General features: G+C 70.7%; 9 protein-coding genes. 3 read left to right on the forward strand and 6 right to left on the reverse strand.

Annotated features, from left to right (window positions below; all coding sequences use genetic code 11):
• Nucleotides 1–279: 279 nt before the first annotated feature.
• A complete protein-coding gene (locus HG543_RS45470; RefSeq protein ID WP_169351221.1) occupies nucleotides 280–2493 on the forward strand; it encodes a tryptophan synthase alpha chain in 2214 nt (737 codons plus the stop codon).
• A gap of 91 nt (nucleotides 2494–2584) precedes the next feature.
• Here HG543_RS45470 and HG543_RS45475 read toward each other — a convergent pair whose 3' ends face one another.
• Nucleotides 2585–3085 carry a hypothetical protein gene (locus HG543_RS45475; RefSeq protein ID WP_169351222.1) on the reverse strand — a complete coding sequence of 167 codons (501 nt, stop codon included), beginning with the start codon at nucleotides 3083–3085 and terminating at the stop codon, nucleotides 2585–2587.
• 182 nt (nucleotides 3086–3267) lie between these two features.
• Between HG543_RS45475 and ppk1 the strand changes: the two genes are divergently transcribed.
• Nucleotides 3268–5427: a polyphosphate kinase 1 gene (gene ppk1, locus HG543_RS45480; RefSeq protein WP_169351223.1), complete on the forward strand. Its 2160-nt coding sequence runs from the start codon at nucleotides 3268–3270 to the stop codon at nucleotides 5425–5427.
• 30 nt (nucleotides 5428–5457) lie between these two features.
• Here the strand turns inward: ppk1 and HG543_RS45485 are convergent, their stop codons facing one another.
• Together HG543_RS45485 and HG543_RS45490 are read right to left on the reverse strand one after the other, a co-directional pair.
• Entirely contained in the window at nucleotides 5458–6435 is a 978-nt protein-coding gene (locus HG543_RS45485; protein WP_169351224.1) for a hypothetical protein, read from the reverse strand.
• A gap of 127 nt (nucleotides 6436–6562) precedes the next feature.
• Complete coding sequence (locus HG543_RS45490; RefSeq protein WP_169351225.1) at nucleotides 6563–7708, reverse strand: App1 family protein phosphatidate phosphatase; 1146 nt, start codon at nucleotides 7706–7708, stop codon at nucleotides 6563–6565.
• A gap of 160 nt (nucleotides 7709–7868) precedes the next feature.
• Here HG543_RS45490 and HG543_RS45495 point away from each other — a divergent pair, with 160 nt between their 5' ends.
• A complete protein-coding gene (locus HG543_RS45495; protein WP_169351226.1) occupies nucleotides 7869–8309 on the forward strand; it encodes a DUF6209 family protein in 441 nt (146 codons plus the stop codon).
• Between the two features lie 57 nt (nucleotides 8310–8366).
• Here the strand turns inward: HG543_RS45495 and HG543_RS45500 are convergent, their stop codons facing one another.
• From HG543_RS45500 to HG543_RS45510, 3 genes are all read right to left on the reverse strand, one after another.
• Entirely contained in the window at nucleotides 8367–8885 is a 519-nt protein-coding gene (locus HG543_RS45500) for a hypothetical protein (protein WP_169351227.1), read from the reverse strand.
• Nucleotides 8886–8955: 70 nt separating this feature from the next.
• A complete protein-coding gene (locus HG543_RS45505; RefSeq protein WP_169351228.1) occupies nucleotides 8956–10818 on the reverse strand; it encodes a glycoside hydrolase family 15 protein in 1863 nt (620 codons plus the stop codon).
• A gap of 26 nt (nucleotides 10819–10844) precedes the next feature.
• Nucleotides 10845–11372, reverse strand: a 528-nt coding sequence (locus tag HG543_RS45510) for a zinc-binding dehydrogenase (protein ID WP_343073597.1), incomplete at its 5' end; no start/stop codon positions are given.

Genomic DNA, 11372 nt, shown 5'->3' on the forward strand with positions numbered 1-11372 from the left:
ACGCCTCCCTCCCCCCGCCAGCAGGAACCCCGGCCCAGGCAAGGTGCGGGAAGGAGTCGGCCGCGACCAGCCGTGCCCACGGGCGGGGGAGCGTCGGGAACCGTGCGCCCGGGTGCGTGGAAGAACCGGCCGCCGACAGCCGCAACGTCCCCTTGGAAGCGTGGGCCCCCCGCCGGTGCGCGTCTGTCCACCGGCCGCCAGTTGCGCCGCGCCGGCGCTGGGCAGGGGGCTCGCTCGACATCACGTTGTGAAGCGGGCTGGCGAGGGCGACGGGAGCACATGCGGGGCATGGGACGTCTGGGGCCGTGGGTCTGGGCGTGTGGGCTGGTGCTGTGGGCGGCGTGTACCGACACGACGACAGCGCCCGAGTCTGGCGATGGCCGGAAGCTGTCCCGCTGCGTGCCGATGACGTGCGCCTCGCAGGGCATGGACTGTGGCATCGCCATCGACGGCTGCGGCGGCACCCTGGAGTGCGGCACCTGTCCCGACGGAGAAGTCTGCGGCGGCGGGGGCCGATACAACGTCTGCGGCACCGCGCCGTGCGAGCCCACCACCTGCGAGGCGCTCGGCGGCGACTGCGGCCAGGTGTCGGACGGGTGCGGGGGGTTGCTCGACTGCGGAACGTGCACCGCGCCCGAGACGTGTGGCGGAGGCGGCACCCCCAACGTCTGCGGAAGGGCGGTCTGTGTTCCGGACACCTGTGAGTCCCTGGCGAAGAACTGCGGCACCGTGCCCGACGGGTGCGGCGGCACGCTGGAGTGCGGCATCTGCGACCCCGGCAGGACGTGTGGCGGAGGCGGCTCGCCCAACGTGTGCGGCGACAACGCGTGCGTGCCCGCCACGTGCGCGGGACTGGGGAAGGACTGCGGGCCGGTGTCCGACGGCTGTGGGGGGATGCTCGACTGCGGCACCTGCGCGGAGGGACAGGCGTGCGGAGGCGACGGCGTGCCCAACGTGTGCGGCGCCGCGCCCTGCGTCCCGACGACGTGCGCGGAGCTGGGCGCGGACTGCGGCACCGTGCCCGACGGCTGTGGCGGGCTGCTGACGTGCGGCACCTGCGAGGATGGCAGGACGTGCGGCGGAGGCGGCACGCCCAACGTGTGCGGCGGAGGCCCGTGCACGCCCACCCCGTGCGAGCTGCTGGGGAAGAACTGCGGCACCGTGCCCGACGGGTGCGGCGGCACGCTGGAGTGCGGCACGTGCTCGGCGCCCGAGACCTGCGGCGGAGCCGGCGAGCCCAACGTGTGCGGCCGGCCACCGTGCACGCCGACCACGTGCGAGGCGCTGGGGAAGAACTGCGGCACCGTGCCCGACGGATGCGGGGGCGCGCTCCAGTGCGGCACGTGCTCGGGGGGCACGACGTGTGGAGGCGGTGGGACATCCAATGTCTGCGGTGCCTCCACGTGCCGGCCGTATACCTGTGGCCTGCTCGGGAAGAACTGCGGCCTCGTGGATGACGGGTGCGGCGGGACGCTGGACTGCGGCACGTGCGCGGTGAACGCGTCCTGCGGCTCGGACGAGGTCTCGAACGTCTGCATCCCGACGCAGTCGGTGTGCGTGGACCAGGACCTGGGCAGCGCGCTGCCGGTGACGGTGAAGGGCTCCACGGCGTACGCGGGGGACGACCATGTGGCGTCCTGCGGCGGGCGGCCGGGGCCGGACCGGGGCTTCCGCTGGACTGCGCCGAGGAGCGGCACCTTCACCTTCGACACGGCACGCTCGGCGCTGCGCTCGCTGGTGTCCGTGCGCCGGGACGGCTGCGGGGGCGCGGAGCTGGCGTGCGCCACGGATGGCATCAGCTACGGCGGCGGCGCGCGGGTGACGGTGCCGCTGACGCAGGGCGAGTCGGTGCTGGTGGTGGTGGACGCGGCGAGCCGGGACCGCTTCAACGCGGGCCATTTCGAATTGCACATCGACGCGCTGCGCGCGAGCGAGGCGGGCGCCTGCTTCGACAACATGGACAACGACGGCGACCGCTGGGTGGACTGCGCGGACACGGACTGCCGTGGGACTCCGGGCTGCGGCGGGCGCGGCTGCGCGCACCATGACCTGGGCAGCGCGCTGCCCGTCACCTTCCAGGGCGAGACGGTGGGCTCCGGCGATGGATTCCAGGGCACCTGCGGCGCGCTGCTCCAGCAGGACCGCGCGCACCTGTGGACGGCGCCGCGCGCGGGCACCTTCGTCTTCGACACGTCGCCCGGGGGTTGGGGCAATGCGCTCTACGTGCTCACCGGCTGCCGGGGCACGGAGCTGGGGTGTTCGGCGAATCCGAACGCCAACCGCCGGGGCTCTCCCGCGGTGAAGGTGACGCTGGCGCAGGGGCAGACGGTGCTCGTCGTGGTGGACGGAATGGCCAACACCGACCAGGAGGCACCCATCCGCTACACGCTGCACGTCAGCGAGTACGCGCCCACCGAGGCGGCGCACTGCGCGGATGGGGCGGACAACGACGCGGACGGCCGGGCGGACGCGGCGGACCCGGACTGCGACTAGCGGGCCCGCGCGTGCCGGAGCCCGAAAAAGCCAGAGGCGGCGGGACCGGAGTCACCGCCGCCTCCTCGCGCTTGGAGAATCCTGCTCGGCCTCAGCCCGGCGTGCCGGCCGGCGCGGGCGCGGTGCCCTCACCCACCGGAGCGTCACCGCCCGGCGCCTCGAAGGTGCCCGTGTCCGGGTCCACCTTCCAGGCGGAGAACTTCTGCTGCTTCACGTCCCGCAGCTTTCCGTTCTCGTAGCAGACCGTGTAGATGAGGAACTGCGGGTTGACGAAGTTGGGCTGGCCGTAGCGGTAGCACTCCGCCCCGCTCGCGTCCTGCTCCAGGGCGATGGGCCGCCCCAGCAGCGCCACCACCTGGTCCGTCGTCATGCCGCCGCGCACGGACTTGATGCCCGCGGGGGTGATGAGCCGGTACGTGTGCTCCTCGCCCTTCGCCAGGGCCCAGAACCCCACGCCCAGCACCACCGGCACCAGGGCCGCCATCAGCGCCGCCGCCCACCGCCCACGCGGCACCGGGCCGCCTTCCTTGAAGGCCGTGAAGAGCCCATCCGTGTTCCCAGAAGCTTCTGTCGTGCTCACGTTGCCTGACATGCAGACCTCTTAACCCGGATGCAAGAAAGTCCACGCCGCCCCACCTTTATACCTGCCCGCCCCCCAGGAAGGACATAGATGCCCTGAAAGGCCGGTTGCCCAGGTGACGTGGAAGTTCACAATTCCCAGGGGACATGCCTGCTACATGCTTTTCACAGGAGTCCACCAGGAGTCACGACATCATGGCGAAGCGCGGTGCCGGGAGGGGCGTCACCCAGAAGACCGTGGAGCGGGACGTCATCCCCGCGGGCACGGAACCGGTGGATACGGAGCTCTTCTTCAACCGTGAGCTGTCCTGGCTGGCCTTCAATGACCGCGTCCTCCAGCTGGCCGAGTCGCCGGACATCCCCCTGCTGGAGCGCCTGAAGTTCGTCTCCATCTACGCGCGCAACCTGGACGAGTTCTTCATGATTCGCGTCGCCCGCCTGCACGAGCAGGTGCGCGGCGGCGTGGCCCGGCTGGTGCCGGACGGCGCGGCCCCCAGCGACACGCTGGACAAGCTGCACGTGGGCATCTTCGAGCAGGGGCGGCGCCACGCCGACTGCTTCGAGAAGGTGCTCCGCCCCGCCCTGGCGGAGAAGGGCCTGCGCATCCTCTCCGCGAAGGATCTGGACCCCGAGCAGCGCAACCAGGTGGAGCAGCGCTTCCGGGAGCAGATATTCCCCGTCCTCACCCCGCTGGCCATCGGCCTGGGGCGGCACTTCCCCTACATCTCCAACCTGTCGCTCAGCCTCGCCGTGCTGCTGCGCGACGCGGAGGCGGACGAGGAGAGCGTGGCGCGGGTGAAGGTGCCCAAGGAGCTGATTCCGCGCTTCCTGCCGCTGAAGGGCAACGTCTTCGTCCCGCTGGAGGAGGTCATCGCCCAGCACCTGGCGGACCTGTTCCCCGGCATGGAGGTGCTCAGCTGGGGCGTCTTCCGCGTCACCCGCGACGCGGACTTCACCGTGTCCGAGGACGCCGAGGACCTGCTCAAGGCGGTGGAGACGGAGTTGCGCCAGCGCCGCTTCGGCGACGTCATCCGCCTGGAGGTGCAGGCGGGGATGAACCCCAAGCTGCTCGAGCCGCTGGTGGAGGCGCTCGGGCTGGAGGAGCGGCAGGTCTACGAGGAGCAGGGCCTCGTGGGCCTGTCGGACCTGGCGGCCATCGCCTTCGGGCCCGGCTTCCCCGAGCTGAAGGACCCGCCGTGGACGCCCGTCACCCAGCCGCGCCTGCGCCCCGAGGCGGACTCGCAGGACGGCGGCACCGTGCTGTCCGCCATGCGGCGGGGGGATTTGCTCGTCCACCACCCCTACGAGTCCTTCCCCTCCTCCGTGGAGCGCTTCGTCACCGAGGCGGTGGCGGACCCGGACGTGCTCGCCATCAAGCAGACGGTGTACCGCACGTCGGACAGCTCACCGCTGGTGCCCGCGCTCATCCGCGCGACGGAGAATGGCAAGCAGGCGGTGTGCATGGTGGAGCTGAAGGCGCGCTTCGACGAGCACACCAACATCAAGTGGGCCAACGCGCTGGAAGAGGCGGGCGTGCACGTCGTCTACGGGATTCCGTCCCTGAAGACGCACGCCAAGGCCATCCTCGTGGTGCGGCGCGAGGGCGAGCGGGTGCGGCACTACGCGCACATCGGCACGGGCAACTACAACCCGAAGACGGCGCGCCTCTACACGGACCTGGGCCTCTTCACCCGCGACCCGGACATCGGCGCGGACGTGGCGGACCTGTTCAACTACCTCACCGGCTTCGGCCGGCCGAAGTCCTTCCGCAAGCTGCTGGTGGCCCCGCTCACCATGCGCGAGGGACTGCTGGAGGAAATCAAGCGCACCATCATGGCGCACACGCTGGAGCGCCCGTCGCGCATCCTGATGAAGATGAACGCGCTGGTGGACCCCATCATCATCCGCGCCCTCTACGAGGCGTCGCGCGCGGGGGTGAAGGTGGAGCTCAACGTGCGCGGCATCTGCTGCCTGCGCCCCGGCGTGCCCGGCGTGTCGGAGAACATCCGCGTGGTGTCCGTGCTCGGCCGCTTCCTGGAGCACTCGCGCGTCTACCACTTCGAGCGCGGCCCCGACGTGCGCTGCTACATCGGCTCCGCGGACCTGATGCCTCGCAACCTGGACCACCGCGTGGAAATCCTCGCGCCGGTGGAGGACCCCACCCTCATCTCCCAGGTGCGCGACATGCTGGAGCGCTGCCTCGCCGACAACACCTCCTCGTGGGAGCTGACGGCCGACGGCACCTGGCGCCGCCGCACCCCGGCCACGCCCGCGGACAAGCGCTCCGTCCAGGCGGAGCTGATGGAGCGCGCCGTCCGCATGGCCCAGTTCCAGGGAGGCCGGCCCCTGCCGTGACGTGGCGGGGGCCTCGTGACGGGCGGGGCCTCAGATTTCGTGGGTGATGTGCTGGAGCACCGCCACCCGGTTCGTCTGCGGGAAGTAGAAGACGTAGACGTGGTGGTAGTCCTTGGCGCCCGGGGCCACCGGGTAGCTCGCGTAGTAGTGCGCGACCTGGGGCACGGCGCCGCCAGCCAGCTCCGCCGGCAGCACCTGCTGCAGCTCCAGCCACCACGAGCCGTGCTCCTGGAGGAAGTCCGCCCAGGACTCGCCGTTGGGCCACCGCTCGAAGCGCCAGTAGTCCATCAGCTCGCCGAGCGACGCATACGCCGCCGCGCTCGCCACCGCGTCCAGGCCGTGCGCGCCCGACACGTTGTACGTGTCGAGAATGCCGTCACACCAGTTCTCGCCGGTGTCGCAGCGCGCGTTGCCCGCCGCCATCGCCGCGGCCAGCCCGCTGCTCGGCGGCACCTCCACCAGCGACAGCGCCTGCGGCGCGCACAGGCCATTGAGGCAGTCGAGCTGCAGGCGGAACTGCTTCCCGGCGCCCGAGCCGGAAGAGACGACCGCGAGGTACTCGCCGCCCTGTGACAGCGCCACCGCGGCAATCTTGCTCAGCTGCCCGTAGCCGGCGTCGTCGTCCAGGGCCACCATGTTCGTGCCCCAGCTGCCGTTGGCCAGGCGCGGGCCGTACAGGAACAGGCCCGTGTCCAGGTACATGCTGCTGCCCAGGTGCGTCACCTCCAGCTTCACCTGCGCGCCGGGCTGCACCCGGAAGGAGAACGAGAAGAACTGCGGATTCGCGGTGAACTGCGCCTGCACCGCGCCGCCCACGCTCACCGGGCCCAGGAAGGCCGTACTGTCCACGATGTTGCCCGACGCGGGCGCGGGTGGCGGGTAGAGGACCGCCTGCGTGCTCTCACCAACTCCTGCGACGGTGTCTTCCGCGACTTCCGTCGGACCGCACGCACCCAGCACCAGCGCGGAGAGCGCCCAGCGAAACGAATGCACCAGCTTGCCACGCATGACTCACTTCCTTGGGGGGAGGGGGGACACAGGGGAGTCCCGGAAAAGCTGGCGGCCCTTTGCCACACCCCAAGTCCGAAATTCAAGTGAGGATGGTGTTTTTCCGCGTTCCTGGAATCCTAGAGGCTCACTCCGGCCGCTCGCCGAGGATGCCGCGGCTGGCGTCCTCGCGGCGGTGGGCCTCCACTTCGTGGACCTCGCGCCACTCAATCCACCCGGAGCGGGCGGCGTGGCGCGCGGCGGTGGTGGTGTCATCCACGGTGAGCAGCTGGCTGCCGGCGGACTTGATGTCCACGGCGATGCGCTCCAACTCCTGGGCGCGGCGTGAGTGGCCCGGCACGTTGCGGATGTAGACGCAGAGGATGCGGCCCGGGTACTCGCGGCAGATGGTGCGGTAGTGCTCGGCGTCCTCCTGGCCGCTGTCGCCAATGAGGATGAAGGGCAGGTGCGAGAGCGTGTCGAGCACCCCGCGAATCTTCTCCAGCTTGTGCCCGTGCCCGCCACCGGGCGCGAAGCCCTGGGCGGACAGGCCCCAGTCGCGCAGCAGCAGCGGCCCGGCGGGGATGTGGTGCAGGCCGAGGAACTCGTCGAGGTGCTCGTACAGGTTCCACGGGCTGCTGGAGACGTAGAAGATGGGGTTGTCCGCCGCCTGCGCCTTGCCGTTCTGGAGCGCCGCGTAGAAGGCGTCCACGCCGGGGAAGGGCAGCCGCACGCGGTGCTCGGTGAGGAAGAGGGCCCAGGCGCGCTTCACCGGGTTGGTGACGCCGGTGACGATGACGGTGTCGTCGATGTCGCTGATGACACCATACGCGGCGCTCGTGCCCGCCACCCGCACCGGCGCGGCCACGCGGGCCACGCCGTGAGGCTCGGGGGAGAGCAGCTCCAGCTCCACCATGTGCCAGCCCGAGCGGACACCCTCGGGCGGCGGCACCCACAGCTCCAGGAAGCCCTCTTCGTCGGTGGTGCCCTCCCACTGCTTGTCGCCCCAGCGCACCGCCACGCGCGCACCGGCGATTTCGCGCGTCATGTACCGCTTGTACGAGGCGATGGCGCTGCCCACCAGCGTGTGCCGCTCCCGCGGGGGACGCACGTGCCGGTCCTCCAGCACGCGGGCCTTGATGACGGCGCGCTCAGGGGTGCCGTAGCCCCGGTACGGGAGGATGCGCAGCGGCGGCGCGATTCCGAGCTTCTGACGCACGCGTCGGCTCAGTGCGTCGTAGTGGGCGTCCACGCGGACGGCGAGTCGGTAGAAGGCGGGGAAGAAGTCGGCCATGGCGCAGGGCGTAAGGAGGAAGGACCGGGGTGACTGTAGAGGACTCCGGGGCCCGCGAGGGGCAAACCCTCGTGGAGGCGCCGCCGGGCGGACATAACCTGCGGGGCTCCCCGCGTACGTACTTCCCCTGTAGTCCCCCCTCAACACCTGGAGGTTCGCCTTGCTGCGTCATCCTTCCCGTTGGTTCATCGCCACCGCCGCGGCGCTGCTGCTGAGCACCGCTGCCGCCGCGCAGTCCACCTCGCCGAGCATCACCTTCAAGTCCCCGTCGCAGGGCTGGGGCGTCGTCGCGTCGTCCAACCCGCTGCCCTATGGCAAGACGGCGTCCATCATCTACAGCGTCGACCGGCTGACGGCGTGCCGGGGCAACATCAACAGCACCACGCCGGGGTGGACCATCACCGGCTACTACCAGTTCAACAACGGCCCGGTGCAGTACTTCTGGGTGGCGGGTTTCTCGTCCGTGCCCAACCCGCCCGCGCCGTCCATTCCGCTCAACCAGAAGGGCACGCTGGCCGTCTGGTTCGAGAACACCAACCGGTGGGGTTGCCAGGCGTGGGACTCCAACTACGGCAACAACTACGTCTTCAACGTGCAGTGACGTGAAGGCCGGGGCCTTCCGCGCGGGGGTGTGCCCGCGCGGAAGGTCCGAGGTGTCTCAGTGGGGACGGGTGACGAGCTCGGCGCGGCCGATGGGGCTGTGGCCCCCGGCGAGCAGCCGGCGCGCGGCGAGCACGGAGACGCAGTCCTCCGTGCTGTGGATGTCGCCGTAGAACGTGAGCAGCGTGGCCGGGTCCACCACGCGCACGCCATTCACTTCCACGGAAGGGACGCGGCGCACGAAGACGTCGAGGATGACCTTGCCGCCCTCGTCGTGCCGGGCGTAGCGGTAGAAGTGGGTGGACGTGGCGTCGAAGCGCGTCCAGATGCGGTGGTAGCCGCGCGCGGTGAGCACCGGCACCAGCTCCGGGAAGCGCGAGGGCTCCACGAAGAGGTCCACGTCCTTGTGGTCGTGGAAGAGCTTCAGCTCCTCGTGGGGCGGGGCCATGAAGTGCCAGGCCCACCCGCCCGACACCGTCACCCACGGCGCCAGGGCGCGCACCTCCGCTTCCGAGACGCGCAGGCGCTCGGGGTTCCAGGGCTCGTCCGCCCGCTTCGGATTGCGTGGGTCTCCCATGGCCGTGTCCTCCGTGCGCTGCCCGGACGCGGGCGGCGACGGAGGTCTGACAGGGAGGAAGGCCGGCCCCTCAATCCCGCCCGCCCAGCGTGCGGTCCAGGTTGTACGCGGCGCTGATGAGCGCCAGGTGGGTGAGCGCCTGCGGGAAGTTGCCCAGCGCCTCGCCGGACATGCCCGTCTGCTCCGCGTAGAGCCCCACGTGGTTGGCGTAGCCCAGCATCCGCTCGAAGGTCAGCCGCGCCTCCTCCAGCAGGTCCGGCCTCGCCACGCTCGCGCGCGTCATCGCCTCCACCAGCCAGAAGCTGCACAGGTTGAAGGTGCCCTCACTGCCGGCGATGCCGTCCAGCGTCTTGTCCACGTCGTAGCGGAACACCAGCCCGTCCGACACCAGGCCGCCCTGCGACGGCGGACGCCGCATCATGTCCAGCGTGGACAGCATCCGCGGGTCCACCGGCGACAGGAAGAACACCAGCGGCATCAGCAGATTGGCCGCGTCCAGGGCCTCGCCCTCGTACGCCTGGATGAAGGACTGACGCTTCTGGCTCCACCCCTGCGTCATGATGTCCTCGAAGATGGTGTCGCGCACCGCGAGCCACTTCGGCCGGTCCGCCGGGAAGCTGCGCTTGTCCGCGAGCCGGATGGCCCGGTCCACCGCCACCCAGCACATCAGCTTCGAATACACGAAGTGCCGCCGCCCGCCGCGCACCTCCCAGATGCCCTCGTCCGGCTGGTTCCAGTGGTTGCACACCCAGTCCACCTGCCGCCGCAGGTGCCGCCAGAAGTCATAGGAAATCGGCGCCGCGTACTTGTTCGACAGGTACACCGAGTCCATCAGCTCGCCGTAGATGTCGAGCTGGAGCTGGTCCGCCGCCGCGTTGCCGATGCGCACCGGCCGCGCGCCGCCATACCCACTCAGGTGCGCCAGCTCCACCTCGTCCGGCACGCGGCTGCCGTCCAGCGAGAACATCAGCGGCAGCGGCCCGTCCCCCTGCTCCACGCAGCGCGCCTCCACCCAGCGCATGAAGGCCGCCGCCTCGTCCTTGAAGCCGATGCGCAGGAAGGCATAGACGGTGAAGGCCGCGTCCCGCAGCCAGCAGAAGCGGTAGTCCCAGTTGCGCGTGCCACCGGGTGACTCGGGCAGGCTGCACGTGGGCGCCGCGACAATCGCCCCGGACGGCTCGTACGTCAGCAGCTTCAGCGCCAGCGCCGAGCGCTGCACCGTCTCGCGCCAGCGGCCCGTGTAGTTGCACCCCGACAGCCAGTGCCGCCAGTAGTCCACCGTGTCGCGAAAGACCGCCTCCGCGGACTCGTGGCTGTGCACCAGGTCCTGGCACGACAGGCGCGCGCCCTGCCGCAGCGTGAAGACGGCGGACTGATTTTCATGCAGCGTGAAGCGCGCGCTGACGCCCCGCTCCTCGCGGCGCAGCGGCACCGACGAGGCCAGCGTCAGCTCCAGCGTCCGCGACTTGAAGGCCGCGCCGCCGTGGATGACGTGCGTCTCGTGCGGGTCTCTCGCGTAGTTGAAGGCCGGGTAGCACTCCATCATGAAGCGCAGCTGGCCGCGCACCACGCGCACGCGCCGCAGCACCTCGCGCTCCAGCTTCCGCCCGTGCCGCGACATGGGCATGAAGTCGACCAGCTCCCCCACCCCGTCCGGCGTGTAGAAGCGCGTCACCAGCACGTTGGTGTCGGGCCAGTAGAACTGCTTCTTCATCACCTGGTCCGGCTCGGGGCAGATGCGCCAGTGGCCGCCCCTGTCCGGGTCCAGCAGCGCGCCGAAGACGCTCGGGCTGTCGAAGTGCGGGAAGCACATCCAGTCGAGCGTGCCCTCGTTCCCCACCAGGGCCACCGTGCGCAAATCGCCGATGATGCCGTGGTCCTCGATGGGCACCGAGCGTCCCGCCACGCTGCCCATGCTGCTGCCCATCACCATGGATGTCTCCCGCGTTCGCGCATCGCTCACGAGAAGGTGATGACGTGCTTGATGCCGCCGCCACCCTTCTTTCCCGTCACCACGTCCGCATAGGCCTCGGGCGGGTGGCGCGCGGTGATGAGCCGCTCCAGCCCGCCCGGCCAGCGGGCACGGAAGCGTCCCAGGTCATCCAGCGCCGCGTCGAAGTCCGAGTCCGCCGCGTTCACCGTGCCCAGCACCACCTGGTTCCTCAGCACCACCTGCTTGAGCAGCGCCCCCCCCTGCAGCTCCAGTTCCTCCGCGTGGGCGGGCACGCCGGTGAAGACGAAGATGCCGTTGTGGCCCAGCGCCTTCAGCGTGTCGAAGGCGGCCTTCGCCACGCCCGCCGCCTCGTAGACGACGTCCGGTGCGCCGGCCCGGCGCACCAGCTCCTCCAGGGAGACCTCCTTGGAGGAGAGGTAGGGAGCACCCAGCGCCTCGGCCGCGGCCGCCTTGTCGTTGGGCTTGGGGCTGCGCGAGTACATCGTCGTCACGTAGCCCCGGCGCAGGAAGGCCATGGCGCCCAAGAGCCCCAC

Origin of the sequence: Pyxidicoccus fallax (assembly GCF_012933655.1) — a bacterium.
Classification (GTDB): Bacteria; Myxococcota; Myxococcia; order Myxococcales; family Myxococcaceae; genus Myxococcus; species Myxococcus fallax.